Annotated in this window: 17 protein-coding genes, 2 tRNA genes and 1 pseudogene; 4 read left to right on the forward strand and 16 right to left on the reverse strand. The window is 56.2% G+C overall.

Features of this window, described 5'->3' with window-relative positions; genetic code table 11:
* The 3 genes and pseudogenes from Q0753_RS07570 to Q0753_RS07580 form a co-directional block, all read right to left on the reverse strand.
* Window positions 1-380: pseudogene (locus Q0753_RS07570) on the reverse strand (IS4 family transposase); the annotation flags it as partial.
* Window positions 381-443: 63 nt separating this feature from the next.
* Entirely contained in the window at window positions 444-908 is a 465-nt protein-coding gene (locus tag Q0753_RS07575) for a BRCT domain-containing protein (RefSeq protein ID WP_298719116.1), read from the reverse strand.
* An 80-nt stretch (window positions 909-988) separates the two neighbouring features.
* The gene (locus Q0753_RS07580; protein ID WP_298719118.1) at window positions 989-1354 is read right to left on the reverse strand and encodes a S24 family peptidase; all 366 of its coding nucleotides are present in this window, start codon (window positions 1352-1354) and stop codon (window positions 989-991) included.
* 148 nt (window positions 1355-1502) lie between these two features.
* Between Q0753_RS07580 and Q0753_RS07585 the strand changes: the two genes are divergently transcribed.
* The 3 genes from Q0753_RS07585 (at window position 1503) to Q0753_RS07595 (ending at window position 2839) form a co-directional block, all read left to right on the forward strand.
* Window positions 1503-1628, forward strand: coding sequence for a hypothetical protein (locus tag Q0753_RS07585; protein WP_298719120.1), 126 nt, complete (start codon window positions 1503-1505; stop codon window positions 1626-1628).
* Window positions 1629-1748: 120 nt separating this feature from the next.
* Window positions 1749-2153, forward strand: coding sequence for an antitoxin Xre-like helix-turn-helix domain-containing protein (locus Q0753_RS07590; protein WP_298719122.1), 405 nt, complete (start codon window positions 1749-1751; stop codon window positions 2151-2153).
* A complete protein-coding gene (locus tag Q0753_RS07595; RefSeq protein WP_298719124.1) occupies window positions 2150-2839 on the forward strand; it encodes an RES family NAD+ phosphorylase in 690 nt (229 codons plus the stop codon). The genes Q0753_RS07590 and Q0753_RS07595 overlap by 4 nt, the downstream gene beginning before the upstream one ends.
* A 475-nt stretch (window positions 2840-3314) precedes the next feature.
* On the opposite strand, the gene Q0753_RS07600 is transcribed toward Q0753_RS07595, so the two are convergent.
* The 13 genes from Q0753_RS07600 to Q0753_RS07660 form a co-directional block, all read right to left on the reverse strand.
* A tRNA-Leu gene (locus Q0753_RS07600) sits at window positions 3315-3401 on the reverse strand.
* Between the two features lie 24 nt (window positions 3402-3425).
* A tRNA-Cys gene (locus Q0753_RS07605) sits at window positions 3426-3499 on the reverse strand.
* Window positions 3500-3677: 178 nt separating this feature from the next.
* Window positions 3678-4226 carry a CDP-diacylglycerol--glycerol-3-phosphate 3-phosphatidyltransferase gene (pgsA, locus tag Q0753_RS07610; RefSeq protein WP_298719126.1) on the reverse strand — a complete coding sequence of 183 codons (549 nt, stop codon included), beginning with the start codon at window positions 4224-4226 and terminating at the stop codon, window positions 3678-3680.
* 47 nt (window positions 4227-4273) lie between these two features.
* Complete coding sequence (gene uvrC, locus Q0753_RS07615) at window positions 4274-6103, reverse strand: excinuclease ABC subunit UvrC (protein WP_298719128.1); 1830 nt, start codon at window positions 6101-6103, stop codon at window positions 4274-4276.
* Between the two features lie 6 nt (window positions 6104-6109).
* Window positions 6110-6751: a UvrY/SirA/GacA family response regulator transcription factor gene (gene uvrY / locus Q0753_RS07620; protein ID WP_298719130.1), complete on the reverse strand. Its 642-nt coding sequence runs from the start codon at window positions 6749-6751 to the stop codon at window positions 6110-6112.
* A gap of 218 nt (window positions 6752-6969) precedes the next feature.
* Entirely contained in the window at window positions 6970-8865 is a 1896-nt protein-coding gene (locus Q0753_RS07625; RefSeq protein ID WP_298719132.1) for a SurA N-terminal domain-containing protein, read from the reverse strand.
* 117 nt (window positions 8866-8982) lie between these two features.
* Window positions 8983-9309, reverse strand: a complete 327-nt coding sequence (hupB, locus tag Q0753_RS07630) for a nucleoid-associated protein HU-beta (RefSeq protein ID WP_298719134.1) — start codon at window positions 9307-9309, stop codon at window positions 8983-8985.
* A gap of 174 nt (window positions 9310-9483) precedes the next feature.
* Complete coding sequence (gene lon / locus Q0753_RS07635) at window positions 9484-11835, reverse strand: endopeptidase La (protein WP_298719136.1); 2352 nt, start codon at window positions 11833-11835, stop codon at window positions 9484-9486.
* 185 nt (window positions 11836-12020) lie between these two features.
* Window positions 12021-13301, reverse strand: a complete 1281-nt coding sequence (gene clpX / locus Q0753_RS07640) for an ATP-dependent protease ATP-binding subunit ClpX (protein ID WP_298719138.1) — start codon at window positions 13299-13301, stop codon at window positions 12021-12023.
* 83 nt (window positions 13302-13384) lie between these two features.
* Window positions 13385-14008, reverse strand: coding sequence for an ATP-dependent Clp endopeptidase proteolytic subunit ClpP (gene clpP, locus Q0753_RS07645; RefSeq protein ID WP_298719140.1), 624 nt, complete (start codon window positions 14006-14008; stop codon window positions 13385-13387).
* A gap of 88 nt (window positions 14009-14096) precedes the next feature.
* Window positions 14097-15407, reverse strand: a complete 1311-nt coding sequence (tig, locus tag Q0753_RS07650; RefSeq protein WP_298719141.1) for a trigger factor — start codon at window positions 15405-15407, stop codon at window positions 14097-14099.
* A gap of 292 nt (window positions 15408-15699) precedes the next feature.
* Window positions 15700-17397 carry an NAD-dependent malic enzyme gene (locus Q0753_RS07655; protein WP_298719143.1) on the reverse strand — a complete coding sequence of 566 codons (1698 nt, stop codon included), beginning with the start codon at window positions 17395-17397 and terminating at the stop codon, window positions 15700-15702.
* Window positions 17398-17525: 128 nt separating this feature from the next.
* Window positions 17526-18611 (reverse strand): GGDEF domain-containing protein, encoded by a 1086-nt coding sequence (locus Q0753_RS07660; protein ID WP_298719145.1) that lies wholly within the window; start codon window positions 18609-18611, stop codon window positions 17526-17528.
* A 293-nt stretch (window positions 18612-18904) separates the two neighbouring features.
* Between Q0753_RS07660 and Q0753_RS07665 the strand changes: the two genes are divergently transcribed.
* The gene (locus tag Q0753_RS07665; protein WP_298719147.1) at window positions 18905-19255 is read left to right on the forward strand and encodes an ArsC family reductase; all 351 of its coding nucleotides are present in this window, start codon (window positions 18905-18907) and stop codon (window positions 19253-19255) included.
* The last annotated feature ends 14 nt before the right edge of the window (window positions 19256-19269 follow it).

The raw sequence follows: 19269 nt of genomic DNA on the forward strand, positions 1-19269 counted from the left end.
TTCCACAGCAGCGGCGTGTTGCGTCCATGACTGGTCTGCATGCTCAGCACGATGCTGCTATGGTCGTCGGCATCGAATTCGGTCCAGTCCATCGAGACCACGATTTCCTTGCGTTCAGCTACCACGTAAGGCACCCAGTCATCGAACAGTGACCAGACATTCAGCTTGATGTTACTCAACAAACGATCCACTTGTTTAATGGCGTATTTACGCTCCAAACCATTTGCCTGAGCGAGGCCATTGCCGATGGCATGAATGGCCAGCGAGCTGGATTCAATGACGCCCTGAGTGGCATTGGCCAATGAAAGTACCCGCTTGGCATGCATATCCTGGCCGAAGATGTCGTGGAGGTGTTCAGATATAGTATCGCGGGTGATCATGAGCTGCCGTGTCGTCGAGTTTGGTTCAAAGATGGGTAGTCTGCCCGCGAGGCCGCGCCAGCTCTAGCTCATATGAGGGGATTGATAAGGGTTGGTACCCAAGATTAGAATACCCTTCTCTCGTGACTTTTTTATCTTACTCGGGCCAGCTCGTTTTCCGCAGCAAAGTAGGTTTAGGTGTACGGTCACATCTTTACGGACAGTGAGCCCGACAGCTTCGGCTTTCTGAGACAGTTCAGCTTTTTCGGCTTGAGTGTAACCAGTGAAACACACGTCAAAGGTTTCCCAAGGCCTAGGCTTGGGAACATAAGGAACGATTTCGCCTTTCTCAATGAGATCAGCCATCGCTTCATCGGCTTCACTCAAGCTATCGAAGTAATCTATGACGCGGTCTTTACGAAAGGTTTTCAAGTCATCGCTGCGTAAGCAAATACCCTGGATGTACTCTTCATCTTGACTGGGATCTTCGATTTCGTAAGTTTTTACAATGCCTTTGGTATTGCAGTATAAAAATACAGCAACTTCCATATTGTGTACTCCGTGCTCATATTATTTTTATAATTTTCAGGCTTTTAGCCTTTATCGCAGTTTATTAGGTAGCCACACCGTTAAATCTTTTTCCCTGTCCACTTGGCGATGATGCGTATGTCGTCGGGTTTATTGCTGGGCGATATGTGGATCTCGCGGTAGGCCGGGTTGTCGCTCTTGATGCAGAAGCCGCCCATCAGTTCGGGCTGCAGGCGCTTGACCAGCAGCACGCCGCACATCCACGCCAGTGCAATAAGCCGTTCAACATTGGGCGTCGAAGTGCCTGCACGGTACTTTTTGATGGCCGTATCAGATAAACCACAGCTCCATCCAAACGAACGAGCCGACTCATCCCCCGGAATTTGCCCCATTCGTTCCGTAAAACCCTGCAAATCGAACGAAACAGAACCCGAAACAGTCTCTTTAGTAGGTTCAAAGTTTGCCATGGATCACGCTTAGCGCCTCTGTGGTAACTATTTCGCTTTAAATGGTCCTGATGACCACACCAGATAATCTGATAACAATCTCAGTAACGAACAAATTAATTGAACTTCACGTCGTTTCAAGAGCATATAAACACAATAGGTGCCAAGTATGACTCAAATAGCTATCCATTTCGACACACCGGTGGCCAGTGTCGACCGCTTTTGTGAACTCTCGGGCATGACCAAGGCCACGGTGCAGCGCCGAATAGAAGAAGATCGCATTCCAAGAGCGTGACTGGTCACCCGGAACAAAACTGTTCATTTATGTACAAATAAACTAAAGTAGACCTAAGTTGACTAACACTATAGCGCTCAAGGCTATCGCCTCGGGCGTTACACATAACAGGAGGGTGGTATGATGTCACAAGTGTTACCAGCCCAATCAAAGCAAGGGCCAGACCTGAGCAAGGCGCTTCCGGTCGTGTTCAAGATTTTAGACAAATGGCACTGTTCCACCCAGGAGCAGCTGGCTCTACTGGGCATTCACTCCCGTTCAACATTGAACAAATACAAGGCAAAACATGGCGGCATTCGTCTAAGCCCGGACACACTGGAGCGTATGAGCTACATCCTCAACATCCATAAGAGTCTGCGTATCCTGTTCACTGCCGAAGACAGTGTTTACGGATGGGTACGCAAGCCCAACCAGCACCCCTTCTTTGCAGGCAAGAGCGCGATGGAGGTGATGACTCATGGCCGGGTTGCCGACCTGTATGAAGTGTCTAAAAGACTGAGTGCCTGGCGTGGAGGCATGGCTTGAGCGAAGAACCTCAGGTAGCACAACTTCAAGGACAGGAATGCTACCGGCTGATACCCAGCAAGTATCCGCCGATAGACCTTTATGAAGACGTGGCTACTGTCGACGAACTGGAAGCCGTGTATGCGGTTGAAGCCATGACCAATCCACGGCTACAAGAAGAAGCCGGCGATCTTAATCTGGTGCCCAAAGGGGATTGGCTGGTTGGGATACCTCATGCCAGTTATGCCATGGCCGCGTTCACTCATATCAATCCGGAAGGCGCTCGGTTTACCACGGGCGACTTTGGTGGCTACTACTGTGCCCCCTCGCTCGATACGGCGATTAAAGAGACCTTGTATCATCAAGAACGGTTGTATGGGTATACCAATGAGCCGGCTCAACGCATTCAGATGCGATCTCTTTTCGCTCGGTTCAATGCCGGCCTGATAGACATTACCGATACGCAGCATTTGTCTTCCAGCCTTTACCACCCAACCGATTACAGCCACAGCCAGGCGTTCGCGAACGAGCATCGTAGTAATGGTGCTGATGGATTAAAATACCGCTCGGTCAGGCATGCCGGGAATGACTGTTTTGTGCTTTTCAAGCCAAGGCTTATCAGCGAACTCTGCCAAGCCAAGCATTTTGAATACTGCTGGAATGGCAGTTCTATCACCAGCGTACTGGAGATGCAGCTCTATAGCTGAATGATGACCGTCCCGAACGCTTGGCGCTGTGATACCAAACTAAATAAAAATATGATCTAGGTTAAACTGGATACTCGAGGAAACAGAGCCACCTCCCACGACACGCCATAAACTCATCCCTGAGGGCTCGGGAAATGCCGTCCATGGCATTTCACGGTCGTGGGAGCCGATCTCTGTTGCCTCTCCTTAAGCACCGAGTTGTCTGCAGGTCGCTCCCACAGGCGACGCCGCAGCAGAGGGGCGGATGAAGGGTTCTACTCTACCGACCATCACATGACAGGACGTCATGTGCTGAGCGCCACATGGAGGTGCTTGCAGCGTGTCGGTGGAGTAGACCTTTCGTTCGACCTTTACAGGGCAGCTAAACAGATCAGTTAGTTTGACAGATTGGTATGACCGGCCACTCTGGGATGTCGAGCAAGAGTGTCGGCCACAAAAAAGCCGTTCGCTGTTGGAACGGCTTTTTTGTTGAATATGGTGCCCGGAGCCGGACTTGAACCGGCACGCCCTTACGAGCGAGGGATTTTAAATCCCTTGTGTCTACCGATTTCACCATCCGGGCAGTAGATGCTTCTTGCAGAAGAAGTGGAGGCGCGTTCCGGAGTCGAACCGGACTGAACGGATTTGCAATCCGCTGCATAACCGCTTTGCTAACGCGCCATAAAAGAGGTCTTTCAGATGACTTTGCATTCTAATGATGGCCGTCGCTCAGTCAACTTTAATCTGTGTTTTTTGTTTCGTTCGCACATTTTTTATGCGCAGAACCCTGTTTTACCGCAGCTTTTGCTTATTCATCCTGCTGCCCTCGCCCATTCAGGCTCGGGCAGCGAATGCTGTTTCAGGCCGAGCGGGTCAGGTCGCCCCAGGCGGCTTTAAGATAATCGTACGCCGAATACAGGGTCAGGCCGGTGGCAACATACAAGAGCGCATAGCTGCCCCAAATCATGTACAGGCTCTGCTGCCAGATAAGGCCTATCAGCGCCAGCATCTGTATGGTGGTTTTCCATTTGCCAATCCAGCTCACCGCTACCTGGGAGCGCTGGCCAATTTCCGCCATCCACTCGCGCAGGGCAGAAATGATGATCTCGCGCCCTATCATGATCATGGCCGGAATGGTCACCAGCGGGCTGCTGTAATCTTCGACGATAATCACCAATGCGGCGGCCACCATGACCTTGTCGGCCACCGGATCGAGAAAGGCACCAAAAGGGGTACTCTGTTCCAGCTTGCGGGCCAGAAAACCATCAAGCCAGTCGGTTACGGCGGCAAAGGTAAATATCGCCGCCGCCCAAAAGTAAGCCCCTTCCACCGGCAGATAAAACAGCACTATGAATACCGGGATCAGCAGCAATCGGAAAAAAGTCAGGGAATTAGGTATATTTATCATTATTTTCAGGCCAGTGGATCATGCCGCTACATGGTGCATGATGCGGGTCAGTGATGCAACGCATCGTGAATTTTTTCTGCCAGTGCCTGGCTGATGCCCGGCACCTTGGCCAGCTCATCCACACTGGCCCGTTTTACTTCCTGAATACCGCCCAGATATTTCAGCAGTGACTGTCGCCGCTTGGCGCCGACGCCGGGAATGGTCTCCAGGGTGCTGGTGGTACGCGCCTTGCCTCGCTGCGCCCGGTGACCGGTAATGGCGAACCGGTGTGACTCATCGCGAATATGCTGAATAAGGTGCAGCGCCGGCATGTCTGCCGGCAAGTGCCGCTCTTCATGGCTGCCGCCCATCACCAATGTCTCCAGCCCGGCCTTTCGGGTGACGCCCTTGGCCACCCCTATCAGCAACGGCTGACGCGGGCTGTCGGCCAGCTCACGGGCGATGACCTCTTCGGCTTTGGCCAGTTGCCCCAGGCCGCCGTCGATAAACAGGATATCGGGTAACTTGTCGATATCGGCCTGATGAAAGCGTCGGCTCAGGGCCTGCTCCATGGCGGCATAGTCGTCGCCGGGAGTAATGCCGTTGATGTTGAAACGGCGATACTCGCTTTTCTGCGGCCCTTCCTGATTGAACACCACGCAGGAGGCGACGGTTTTCTCACCCATGGTGTGGGAAATATCAAAACATTCCATGCGAGTAATCGGCGGGCAGGACAGCGCTTCTTCCAGCTGCAGCAGCCGTTGCCGTTGAGTGCTCTTGTGCGCCAGCCGACTGGCCAGGGCGGTTTCTGCATTGGTGCTGGCCAGCTTGATAAAACGCGCCCGCTCGGAGCGGGTACGGCTGCGCAACTTGATACGGCGGCCATAATGCTGGCTCAGGGTCTCGCTCAGCACATCTTCATCCGGCAGGCTGTGGTCGAGCAGAATTTCGGCGGGCGCTTCTCGGCCACCAATGCCGGCCAGATAAAACTGCAGCACAAAGCTCTGCAGTATTTCTTCGGCGTCGGTGTCCGGCGGCATCTTGGGAAAATAGCTGCGGCTGCCCAGCACCTTGCCCTGGCGAATAAACAGCACCTGTACACAGGCCTGACTGCGGGATACCGCCAGCCCGATCACGTCGAGATCGTCCAGTACATTACCGCTGACAAACTGCTGCTCCTGCACTCGGCGCAGCGCCTGTAGCTGATCCCGAAACCGGGCCGCCTCTTCAAAGCGCAGCTCTGTACTCGCCTGCTCCATGCTGTCGGCCAGATTGGTCAGCACCTGCTGGTTCTTGCCCTGCAGAAACAGACGCGCCAGTTGCAGCTGATGCCTGTATTCCTCGTCGCTGACCAGGCCGCTGACACAGGGGCCGGCACAGCGCTTGAGCTGGTACATGAGGCAGGGGCGAGAGCGGTTGGCATAGACGCTGTCTTCACACTGGCGCACCGGAAACAGCTTTTGCATCAGGTGCAGGCTTTCACGCACCGCCGCCCCGTTGGGATAGGGCCCGAAATATTCGCCCTTTTTCTTGCGGGCCCCCCGATGCAGACCGATACGCGGATGGCGATGATCGGTAATGATGATGTAGGGGTAGGATTTGTCGTCGCGCAGCAGCACGTTGTAACGGGGCAGATGCTGCTTGATCAGGTTGTGCTCGAGGATCAGCGCTTCGGTTTCGGTGTGGGTCACCGTCACCTGCACATCACAAATCTGGCGCACCAGGGAGCGGGTCTTCTCGCCGCTGACGTTGGTGCGGAAATAGGAAGACAACCGTTTTTTCAGGTTTTTGGCTTTGCCGACATAAATAATCACCCCGGCTTCATCAAACATCAGATAAACGCCGGGGTGATCCGTGACCGCCTTGAGAAAGGCCTTGGCATCAAAGGGCTGGCTCATACGCCATTAAATCTTTTCTGCGTCCAGCATGCCGTAACGGATTGCCAGATGGGTCAACTCTACGTCACCGTTGATATCCAGTTTGCTGAACAAGCGATAACGGTAACTGTTAACCGTTTTAGGGCTCAGATTAAGCTGCTCGGATATATCGGTAACCCGCTGGCCCCGAGTAATCATCAACATGATCTGCAGCTCTCGTTCGGATAACTGCTTGAACGGGTTTTCTTCGTTGGAAAACTGACTCAGCGCCATGCGCTGGGCAATTTCCGGCGAAATATAACGCTGGCCACTGTGCACCAGGCGTATGGCGTTGATCATTTCTTCCGGCCCGGCCCCCTTGGTCAGATAACCGCTGGCTCCCGCCTGCATGACCTTGGTAGGAAACGGGTTTTCGGTGTGAATGGTCAGGACGATGATTTTTATATCCGGGTTGAAACGCAAAATCTTGCGGGTGGCTTCCAGGCCACCGATACCCGGCATGTTCATGTCCATCAATACGACGTCCGGATGCTGCTCTCTACACCATTGCACGGCCTCTTCGCCGCTTTTGGCTTCACCCAGCACCTTCATTCCCTTGACGTCTTCTAATATGCGTCGGATCCCTGTGCGCACTAACTCATGGTCATCAACCAGGAATACGTTAATCAAAAGATACTCTCCGACTGCGTTAACATGCTTATCATATAACACTTTCACCCAAGCTTGGCATCATAGCGAAGATGCCAACGAAAATAAAACATTCGCCATCGTATGTATCTGCCATCTTTATTATCAAATCAAATAGATATTGGCAATAAAGAGGTGTAATACAGCGGCCGCGGTGAACGAAAAAAAAGGCGCCGAAGCGCCTTTTTTATTAAGCATTATCAGAAGTTGTCATTCTGCAATGTGGGCTGACGATACTCGATGTCGGCCGAGGCCTTGAGCGCACCAATCAGGCTCAAGTATTCACGCTGCCCCTGCAGGCCGCTCTGCCCCTGGCGAATTTGTGCCAGCAACTCGGAGGGCGCTTCCGGAGTACTGACCGCATTCAGCTTGAGCACCACCTGGTCGCCACCGGCCAGCGCTACCCCATGCAGGCTGGGCTGGTCTGTCGGGGCCGGCATGGCAAACAGGGCGTCCAGCACCGCCGGATCCTGCTCGCTTTCGCGGGTCACATCCTCAAGCTCGATCACGGTCAGGCCATGCTGTTCCAGCCAGGCCTGCTGCCCGCCGGCCGCCCAGGCCTGCTGCAGTTCAACCGCCGCCTGCTCGGTCAGCTCAATGGCCTTGGCGGCCACCGCCTGCTCCCGCGCCAGTTCCTGCACCTCGTCAAAGTCGCGTACCGCCGCCGGGCGATAGTCGGTCACGTGAATCACCAGCGCCTTGTTGCTGCCCAGCTCTATCAGCTCGGAGTTCATGCCCTGTTCACGCAGTTCGGCGGAGAAAGCCTGAGTCAGCACCTTGGCGTCCTTGAGGTCGGTCGGCGCATCCACGGCAGAGAAGTAGTCGGTAGAGGTCACGTTCAGGTCCAGTTCCTGTGCCGCCATGTCCAGCGAGTCGGGAAACTCGAAGGCCAGCTCGGCCAGACGCTGCTCCTGCTCGTAGAAGGCATTTGCGGCCTGCTCCTGGGCCAGGCGCTCGGCAATGGCATCGCGCACCTCTGCCAGCGGCCTGGTCTTGCTCTCGCGTTTATCCAGCAGGGTGATCAGATGCAGGCCAAACTCGCTCTCGACCACCGGAGAAATGTCACCGATGTCGGTCAGGGCAAAAGCCGCCTGATCGAACGCCGGATCCAGGGTCCCCTGCTCCATCCATTCCAGCTCGCCGCCCTTGGCGCCGGAGAAGACATCATCCGACTCGGCCTGGGCCAGTTCGGCAAAGGACTCACCGGCGGCAAGACGCTCGCCGATGGCCGTGATGGTCTGCTCGGCATCATCACCTTTGTTGATCATGATGTGGGCTACTTTGCGCTGCTCGGGCTGGCTGTAGTTGCTCAGGTTGGCCTGGTATTCGGCTTCGATGGTCTGCTCGTCGATATCGGAGGCATCAACCGCATTGGCATCCAGTAACAGGTAATTCACTTTCACCTGCTCGGGCCGTTGGAACTGCTGCGGTTGTTGCTGATAGTAGGCTTTCACCTCGTCATCGGTCAGCTCGACCCGGGCACTGAAGTCGGCCAGCGGCAAACGTACCAGTTCGGCATCCCGCTGCTGACGGCTTAACCGGTCCAGCCAGCCGGCTTCGGCTTCCAGAGTAAAACCCGAGCCAACCAGCGCATTCAACAACAGCTGGCGGCTCAGATCCTGCCGCACGCTGTCACGCAGCTGTTCGGCACTCATGCCGCTGCGGGCCAGCAGTTGCTGGTAGCGTTCGTTATCGAAACGGCCGTCCTGCTGAAACTCCGGCAGAGCACGAATGGCGTTGCGGACCTGGTCGTCGCTGGCGTACAGACCCAGCTCCTGCACCTTCTGGTCAATCAAACGCTGTTCCACCATTTGCTCCAGTACCGAACGGCGGATCTGCGCCACATACTGGGGGTCGCCCAGCAGTTGGCTGAACTGGGGACCAAGCTGGTTTTCCAGCCGGGTCCGCTCGTTGCGATAGGCATTTTCCAGTGCCTGAGCGCCAATCTCATCGCCGTTGACCACGGCGGCCACTTCCGCCGTAGGCTGAGTGACATAACTGCCTACCCCGGCCAGCGCAAAAGATAAAATAATCAATATCAGAATGACTTTGGAGACGGTGCCCTGGGCACCCGCTCTTAATTTGTCAAAAAACATAAGCTGTCGTTACTCCCGATAGACGGAGGTGCCGTCTTACCCGAAAAAAAAGCGCACCCTTTGATGCGCCTTTCGAGCCATGACCTTTCGGACCCAAAAGTCCAGTAAAGGCGTCGCTTAATTAACCGCGTCTTTCAGCGCTTTACCCGCCTTGAAAGCCGGCGTCTTGGCGGCGGCGATTTCGATGGCAGCGCCGGTTTGCGGGTTACGGCCGGTACGGGCAGCACGTTCACGCACGGCAAAGGTACCAAACCCAACCAGAGACACCTGATCGCCTTCTTGCAGTGACTCGGTCACCGCCTCAACAAAGGCGTCCAGCGCACGGCCGGCAGAGGCCTTGGTGATGTCGGCGCCGTCGGCAATCTTGTCGATCAGTTGAGATTTATTCACAGTCATTCCCCTTGTCGTTTTTACGTTGGCCGGCTGCCATTGAGCAGCCGACACAAGCTTAACTTCGATATTGTTATTGATGGATGACAGCGCTCATGAGCTTATCAAGCGCTGCGTTTCCGGCCACCGGCATCGTCCATGTCGGTGGCCGGCCACATAATTTCATCCAAGGCTACTGCGAGTCAGGGCCGCTGACAAGCCTGAAACCGTGAGTTACGGCGAAAAAGCTCAGGCAGAGGCCACAGAAAAGCCTTCCGGAGGCTGTTCCAGCGCCAATTCCAGCACTTCCTCTATCCAGCGCACCGGATGGATGGACAGATGCTGCTTGATGTTGTCGGGAATTTCTTCCAGATCGCGCTCGTTTTCCTTCGGGATCAGCACCCGCTTGATACCGCCACGGCGCGCAGCCAGCAGCTTTTCCTTGAGGCCACCGATGGGCAGCACTTCGCCGCGCAGGGTGATCTCGCCGGTCATGGCCACATCGGCGCGCACCGGATTACCGGTGAGGCTGGACACCAGCGCCGTACACATGGCTACCCCCGCACTGGGGCCGTCTTTCGGGGTCGCCCCTTCCGGCACGTGCACATGAATATCGCGCTTCTCATAGAAGTCGTTGTTGATACGCCACTTGTCGGCACGAGAGCGTACCACCGTCATCGCCGCCTGCACCGACTCTTTCATGACGTCGCCGAGGGAGCCGGTATAGGACAGCTTGCCCTTGCCGGGCACGTTGGCCACTTCGATGGTCAGCAGCTCACCGCCCACTTCGGTCCACGCCAGGCCGGTCACCTGACCTATCTGGTTGTGCTCTTCGGCCTTGCCGTAATCGAAGCGACGCACACCCAGGTAGTTTTTCAAGTTGTCCTGATTGATAACGACCTGCTTGACGTCTTTATTGAGCAGAATTTCCTTCACCGCCTTGCGGCACAACTTGGAGATATCGCGCTCCAGGCTACGCACCCCGGCTTCCCGGGTGTAATAGCGGATAATGCCGATAATCGCCGAGTCTTCCACCACGATTTCGCTTTCCTTCAGCCCGTTGCGGCTGATTTGCTTGGACAGCAGGTGGTTCTTGGCGATGTTGAGCTTTTCGTCTTCGGTATAACCGGACAGCCGAATCACTTCCATCCGGTCCAGCAGCGGCCCCGGAATGTGCATGGAGTTGGAGGTAGCCACGAACATCACGTCCGACAGGTCATAATCCACTTCCAGATAATGATCGTTGAAGCTGTGGTTCTGCTCCGGATCCAGCACTTCCAGCAGCGCCGAGGCCGGATCGCCACGCATGTCGGACGACATTTTGTCGATTTCATCGAGCAGGAACAGCGGGTTGCGCACCCCGACCTTGGCCATTTTCTGAATCAGCTTGCCCGGCATGGAGCCGATATAGGTACGGCGATGGCCGCGAATTTCCGCCTCGTCCCGCACGCCGCCAAGCGCCATGCGCACGTATTTACGGCCGGTTGCCTTGGCGATGGACTGGCCAAGCGAGGTTTTACCCACGCCGGGCGGCCCCACCAGACACAGAATGGGCCCTTTGAGCTTGCTGGTGCGGCTCTGTACCGCCAGATACTCGATAATGCGTTCCTTGACCTTTTCCAGGCCATAGTGATCCGCATCCAGGGTCTCTTCCGCCTTGGCCAGATCCTTCTTCACCTTGGACTTTTTCTTCCAGGGCACCGCGACCATCCAGTCGATGTAGCCACGCACCACCGTGGCTTCCGCCGACATCGGCGACATCATCTTCAGCTTGGCCAGCTCGGCGTCGGTTTTCTGCCGCGCCTCCTCGGTCATGCCGGCGTCTTCAACCTTCTGCTGCAGCGCCTCGAACTCGTCGGGCACGTCGTCCATCTCGCCCAGCTCTTTCTGAATCGCCTTCATCTGCTCGTTGAGATAGTACTCGCGCTGGCTCTTTTCCATCTGCTTCTTGACGCGGGCGCGAATACGGCGCTCCACCTGCAGCACATCGATCTCCGACTCCATCATCGCCATCAGGTATTCGAGTCGCTCGCCGACCTCGGCAATTTCCAGCACCTTCTGCTTGTCTTCCAGCTTCAGCGGCATGTGGGCGGCCATGGTATCGGCCAGCCGTGCCGCGTCTTCGATGGCCGACAACGAGGTCAGTACTTCGGGCGGAATTTTCTTGTTGAGTTTGATGTAGCTTTCAAACTGGGTAATGGCCGAGCGAACCAGAACTTCCTGCTCGCGCTCTTCGAGCGCCGCGGTCTCCAGATACTGGGCATCGGCGACGAAGTAACCGTCCTGCTCGCGCAAGTCCTCCATGCGGGCACGCTGACCGCCTTCCACCAGCACCTTGACGGTGCCGTCAGGCAGTTTCAGCAGTTGCAGTATGTTGGCGATGGTACCGACCTGATAAAGGTCATCGGCCAGTGGATCGTCGGTGGCTGCTTCTTTCTGTGCGATCAGCAGTACCTTCTTGTCCTGCTCCATCGCTGCCTCAAGACAGCGGATGGACTTTTCCCGTCCCACAAACAGCGGAATAACCATATGAGGGTATACCACCACGTCACGGAGAGGCAGAACAGGGGTTTCGATGCGTTCGGAACGCTCTAGGGTCATAGTGTCCTCTCGGCTTGATGCAATTATTAGCGCTTGGGCAGTATATGGGGGCGAGATCATCAGATTCAATCACCAGGCACGCAAAAACAGAAAAAGGGGCATAAAGCCCCTTTGATTCGGTCAAAAATAACGCACCTTGGCAAAGGGAGCCGTCATGACCTCCCTTCGATGGCTCATCGCCAATCTCAGTCGCCGGACGCCGCCTGGGTTTCGCCTTTCTCGTAAATAAGCAGAGGCGCAGACTCACCCTTGATCACGGTTTCATCGACCACCACCTTGGTGACCTCGTTCTGGGTCGGCAGATCGTACATGGTATCGAGCAACACCGCTTCCACGATGGAGCGCAGACCACGAGCGCCGGTTTTACGTTCCATCGCCTTGTGGGCGATCGCCCGCAAGGCATCGTCACGGAATTCCAGCTCCACGTCTTCCAGTGCGAACAGGGCACCATACTGCTTGGTCAGTGCGTTCTTGGGCTCGGACAGGATCTGCACCAGTGCAGCTTCATCCAGTTCGGTCAGGGTGGCGACCACCGGCAGACGACCGATAAACTCGGGGATCAGGCCATATTTGACCAGGTCCTCGGGCTCGACCCGGGTGAAAATCTCACTCAGGGAAGAACGATCGTCCTTGGCTTTCACTTCGGCACCAAAACCGATGCCGGTGCCCTTGTCCATGCGCTGCTCAATCACCTTGTCCAGGCCGGCAAAGGCGCCGCCGCAGATAAAGAGGATCTTGGAGGTGTCGACCTGCAGAAACTCCTGCTGCGGGTGCTTGCGACCGCCCTGGGGCGGTACCGATGCCACCGTACCTTCAATCAGCTTCAGCAGGGCCTGCTGCACCCCTTCGCCCGATACGTCACGGGTGATGGAGGGATTGTCGGACTTGCGGGAAATCTTGTCGATTTCATCGATATAGACGATGCCACGCTGGGCTTTTTCCACATCGTAGTCGCACTTTTGCAGCAGCTTCTGGATGATGTTCTCGACATCTTCCCCCACGTAACCGGCTTCGGTCAGGGTGGTGGCATCCGCCATGGTGAAAGGCACATCCAGCAAGCGCGCCAGCGTTTCGGCCAGCAATGTCTTGCCGCAACCAGTCGGGCCGATCAGCAGAATATTGGACTTGCCCAGTTCAACGCCTTCGGTCGCACCCGCGTTGTGCAGTCGCTTGTAGTGGTTGTACACCGCCACGGCCAGCACTTTCTTGGCATGATCCTGACCAATGACATAGTCATCCAGGTTGGCACGGATTTCGTGCGGCGTCGGCAAGGCATCGCCTTCCCGCTTCGGCGAAATATCCTTGATCTCTTCCCGAATGATGTCTTCGCACAGCTCGACACATTCGTCACAAATGTAGACGGAAGGGCCGGCAATGAGCTTGCGTACTTCGTGTTGGCTTTTACCGCAAAAAGAACAGTACAGCAACTTGCCGCCATCCCCTTCGCCCTTGCGTTTGTCTGTCATTCAGTCACCTCGTATGCGTACAGGCTGAGGAGTGCCTACTTGCCTCTTGTTCAAAGAGTGTACAGCACCCCACCCCGCTTTGCTCAATCGCGCTTGAACAGCACCTCGTCGACCAGACCATATTCTTTGGCCTGTTCGGCGGACATGAAGTTGTCACGGTCGGTATCGCGCTCGATAATCGACAGCTCCTGGCCGGTATGTTCGGCCAGCAAACGATTGAGCTTTTCTTTGATATACAGAATTTCCTTGGCGTGGATCTGGATGTCCGACGCCTGACCTTGAAAGCCACCCAGCGGCTGATGAATCATCACCCGGCTGTTGGGCAGTGCAAAGCGCTTGCCGGCGGCACCGCCGGCCAACAGGAAGGCCCCCATGGAAGCGGCTTGCCCCATGCAAACCGTGCTGACGTTCGGCTTGATAAACTGCATGGTGTCGTAAATCGACATGCCGGCCGTCACCGAGCCGCCCGGAGAGTTGATATACAGATAGATATCCTTCTCCGGGTTTTCCGACTCCAGAAACAGCAGCTGGGCGCAGATCAGGTTGGCCATGTGGTCTTCAACCTGACCGGTCAGAAAAATGACCCGCTCTTTCAACAGGCGAGAATAAATATCGTAGGAACGCTCACCCTTGGCGGTCTGCTCTACCACCATGGGGATAAGGGCAGCCAGGGGCCCGTCCATCATCGAATTATGATTATTTGTCATAAGATATTGTCCCCAAAATAAAATGGCCCAAGTGCACTCACACTGGGGCCATTATACGCAAGAGCTTGATGCTTAAGTCAAATGGTTCTTAAGCGCCAGCGCCCGGCTTGTTCATCACGTCATCGAAGTTGACCTGCTTGTCAGACACCTTGGCCTGGCTCAGCACGAACTCGATAGCCTGATCTTCGATGGCCAGATTACGTACGTTTTCCAGCAGTTCCGGGTTTTCGTTGTAGTAGGCAACCACTTCGGACGGATCTTCGTAGGCAGCAGACATGGAGGCGATGATTTCCTGCACCTTGGCGTCGTCGGCCTTGATCTCGTTGGCTTTGATCACTTCACCCAGCAGCAGACCCACGCGTACGCGACGCTCGGCCTGTTCCTGGAACAGTTCGGCCGGCAGTTGCGGGGCATTGTTGGGATCCATGCCACCGAAACGCTGCAGCGCCTGCTTGCGCAGGGTTTCGATTTCGTTGTCGATCAGCGACTTGGGTACGTCAACCGGGTTCTGCTCCAGCAGACCGTCGATAACCTGCTCTTTCACGGACGCTTTCAGGGCCTGAGCCAGTTCGCGTTCCATGTTCTTGCGTACTTCGGCCTTCAGACCGTCAACGTTGCCGTCGGCGATGCCGAAACGCTGTACGAATTCTTCGGTCAGCTCGGGCAGCTGCTGGGCTTCAACCTTGGTCACGGCAACGGCGAACTGGGCCGGCTTGCCTTTCAGGTTTTCGGCGTGATATTCCTCGGGGAAGGTCACTTCCAGGGTGAAGTCGTCACCGACTTTCTTGCCCATCAGGCCTTCTTCGAAGCCCGGGATCATGCGGCCGGAGCCCAGTACCAGGACGAAGTCTTCGGCGGCGCCGCCTTCGAATTCTTCGCCGTCAACCGAGCCCACGAAGTTCATGGTCACGCGGTCGTCGGTGGTGGCTTCGCGCTCAACGGCAACCCAGTCGGCGTGCTGCTTGCGCAGGGTGTCGATCATCTTGTCCAGATCGGCATCGTTCACTTCAGCCTGGGGCTTTTCAACGCTGACGGCGTCCAGACCCTTTACTTCCACTTCCGGATACACTTCGAACGTCGCGGTAAAGGTGAAGTCTTCACCGGCTTTCAGCGCGGAAGGCTCCATGGTCGGCATGCCGGCCGGGTTCAGTTTCTCGCTGATCACCGCTTCGAAGAAGTTACGCTGCATCAGGTCGCCGGCCACGTCGGCTTCAACGGAAGAGCCGAACATTTTCTTGATAACGGTCAGCGGCGCCTTGCCGGGACGGAAACCGTCGATGCGGCGGGTCTTGGCCAGTTGACGCAGGCGGCTGTTTACTTCGCCTTCTACCTTGTCGGCAGGTACGGTAATGGTCAGGCGGCGCTCCAGGCCTTGAGTCGTTTCTACAGAAACTTGCATTCTTCTACCTCAATTTTCTTCAGCACCGTGGTGCTGACCCTGTGATTGATTTAAAACAGCCTGGGCTGCTTCCTTGAATCCTGGTGAAGACAAATGTCTTCTCGGCAAATTAGACGCGGCATTATAACGGGGCATCCCGGCAGCGTCGAGCGTCGCTACGACTCAGGTTAAGCAATATGGGGCCGAACTCGAGCTTTTCAATGAAAACGGCCGCACAAAATGTCGTTATCTGCCACGCCATGAAAAAGGCATGCCGCAGCATGCCTTTTTTTACCCGTGACTGTCGCTCACATTAGAACGAGACGCGACGGTATTTGCGGTATTCCGGCTGCCAGAAGTTGGCTTCAATCGCTTCATCCAGCGCGGCGTCGGAAATCTGCAACGCCTGGCCCTGCAACTGGGCGGTTTTGGCCACCATCTTGGCGATCTGGCGGCTCACCTGCTGGATGTCTTCCAGCGGCGGCAGCAAGGCGCCTTCGCCATCAATGGCCAGCGGCGAGCAGGCCGCCAGGGCACGGCTGGACGACATCAGCATGGCGTCGGTCACCCGCTTGGCGCCACAGGCCAGTACGCCCAGGCCGATACCGGGGAAGATGTAGGAGTTGTTGCACTGGGCAATCTCGTACAGCTTGCCCTTGTGCTCCACCGGGGCGAAGGGGCTGCCGGTGGCAACCAGTGCCTTGCCGTCGGTCCAGTTGATGATGTCTTCCGGCGTGGCTTCTACCCGCGAGGTGGGGTTGGACAGCGGGAATACGATGGGTCGCTCGCAGTGGGCGTGCATGGTCTGAATCACTTCCTTGGTGAACAGACCCGGCTGGCCGGATACCCCGATCAGAATATCGGGCTTGCCGTTCTGCATCACTTCCAGCAGCGAGATGTTATCGCCGGCCACGGTCCAGTCCTGCAGGTTTTCCAGCGACTGGGCCAGCGGACGCTGAAAGTCGACCAGGTTGGGCATGTTGTCGGTGATCAGACCGAAGCGGTCCACCATGAACACCCGCTCGCGCGCCTTGGCATCGCTCAGGCCTTCGGCCTTCATCTGCGCCACGATTTGCTCGGCAATACCGCAACCGGCCGAGCCGGAGCCGAGGAAGGCCACTTTTTTCTCGGACAGCTTGCTGCCGCTGGCCTGACAGGCGGCAATCAGGGAGCCCAGGGTAACGGCGGCGGTGCCCTGAATGTCATCGTTGAAGCAGCACAGCTCGTCCTTGTAACGGTTGAGTACCGGCATGGCATTTTTCTGGGCGAAGTCTTCAAACTGCAGCAACACCTTGGGCCAGCGGCGCTTGACCGCCTCGATAAAGGCATCCACGAACTGCTCGTATTCTTCGCCGGTCACCCGCGGGTTGCGCCAGCCCATGTACATGGGATCTTTCAGCAGTTGCGGATTATTGGTGCCCGCATCCAGTACCACCGGCAGGGTATAAGCCGGAGAGATACCGCCACAGGCGGTGTACAGGGACAGCTTGCCGATGGGAATGCCCATGCCGCCGATGCCCTGATCGCCCAGCCCCAGAATACGTTCGCCGTCGGTCACCACGATGACCTTGACGTTCTGCTTGGTGGCATTCTGAAGTATGTCGTCGATACGATCCCGGTCCGGGTAGGAAATGAACAGCCCCCGGGCGCGACGATAGATATTGGAAAACTCTTCACACGCCTTGCCCACGGTCGGGGTGTAGATGATGGGCATCATCTTGCTCAGGTGGTCGTGCACCAAACGGTAGAACAGGGTCTCGTTGGTGTCTTGAATGTTGCGCAGATAAATATGCTTGTCGAGATCGTTCTGAAAGGAGGTGTACTGTTTATATGCCCGCGACGCCTGCTCTTCGATGGTCTCGATATTGTGGGGCAACAGCCCTTCCAGATTGAACGAAATTCGCTCTTCCCTGGAGAAGGCGCCGCCTTTGTTCAACAGCGGGGTTTCCAGCAGGGCCGGGCCTGCATAGGGTACATAAAGGGCACGTTTTTCATGATGCTCTTGGGGCATAAGACATCTCGCTTAGTTATAAATCCCGAAGGGAAAGTTATGATTTGAATAATAGGGGGCTCGCCGGCCAGTATAAGCCAAGCCCCCTTCCCAAACCACCATCGGCGCGTGCTTATACGGCCAATAGACTACCGATGTGCCACCACGCAATTGCGACCCTGGCTTTTGGCTTCATACAGCGCTTCATCGGCCTGATTCAGCAGCGCCTCGAGATCACTGTCCTTGTGCCCTGCCACCACACCGGCACTCAGGGTCACCATGACTTCACTCTCGTCCAGCGGATTTTCCACCGGCTGGGACTCCACCGCCAGCCGCAGGGTTTCGGCCTGTCGTATACCCTGCTCCAGCTCGGTCTCGGGCAGCAGTACTATGAACTCCTCACCGCCATAGCGAGCGACCGTCGCGTCCTTACCGAAGATATCCATGATGGTGGTGGACACGCTGACCAGCACCTCGTCCCCCATCAGGTGACCATGTTCATCATTGATGCGTTTGAATTTGTCGAGATCGAACAGGATCAGGGTATAGGGTTGTTCGCGACGACTGTGCCGACGGGTATCCTCGAGTTGACGCATAAACAGGCGGCGGTTCATCAGCCGGGTCAGCGGATCCCGGGTCGACTCCCGGTACAAATCCAGCAACATGCGCAACTGCCCGGCCTGCACCCAGATCATCGACAGGCTGAAACACAGCAACAGCCAGACCCGGTCGATCAGCTCGCCATTGTCCAGGGTGCGGGAGTCAAGCCAGTAATCGGTGGCCAGTATCGCCACTATCACCACCACCGCCGCGCGCAGGCCGGAGCGGACCGGCAGCGGCAGCACCGCCAGCAAGGCCAGCAGAAAATAGGGGAAGGCGATGTAGCCGACCGGAATGGGCACCCCGTCACGAAAGCTCCACAGGCTGACCAGATTGAACAGCAGCAGAATGCCCAACAGCGCAAAGAGCGACAACACCATCCAGCGACGATTGAGCTTGCACAGGTAACTGAGCGGCAGCAGCGGGGTAAGCATCACGCTGGTGATCAATCGCACCTTCCACAGCAGCTTGAAATGAGCCGGATCCAGTACCCACCAGTCGACGGCAATCCAGCCGGCAATGCCGATAATAAGCAGGGTCACCAACCAGCGAAAGCGAACGGCAACCACACCGATGCGGATGAGCTTAAAATCCCGAGAGTGATAGTTATCACTCCAGTATTCCTTGAGTTCCAACCCCTTCCCCTTTTCTTTGTTTAATGATTAAACGGCAAACAAGCAGAATAACGCGTTCCATGCCGCTCTGGCCGATGGTAACGCCGATGGTCGCGCGAGCACGGCAGCGGCATCACGACGACAGAAATGGCAAAAAACGCAAACAGTACCCAAAGCTCGCACCGGGCGCCAGTTTATATTGCCGATGGTTAAAAATCATTGAGCCGGTTGAAGTTTTGTTCTTTCCCGGTGGCGTGTTGCAGGGCGCGGGCTTAAGTGACAAAATTCCGCCCATGCCCCAACAGGACTTCATCATGACCATCAAACTCTACGGCATCAAAAACTGTGACACCGTCAAGAAGGCCCGCAAGTGGCTGGATCAACACGGCATCGAATATCGCTTCGTCGATCACAGAGCCGACGGTCTGGACCCGGCCGAGCTGCAACACTGGCTGGAACAACTCGGCTGGGAGCAGGTGCTCAACAAAAGAGGCACCACCTATCGCGCCCTGTCGGACGCCGACAAGGCCAGCCTGGGCCCGGACACCGCCGCCGCCCTGCTACAGGCGCAGCCGGCGATGATCAAACGACCGCTGCTGGTGCTGGACGACGAGCTGCACCTGGGCTTCAAACCCGAACTGTATTCCCGCCTCTTCAATAAGTAACCGATAAGTAATCA

The sequence above is a fragment of the uncultured Oceanisphaera sp. genome (genome assembly GCF_947495715.1).
In the GTDB taxonomy this organism is placed as follows: Bacteria; Pseudomonadota; Gammaproteobacteria; order Enterobacterales; family Aeromonadaceae; genus Oceanimonas; species Oceanimonas sediminis.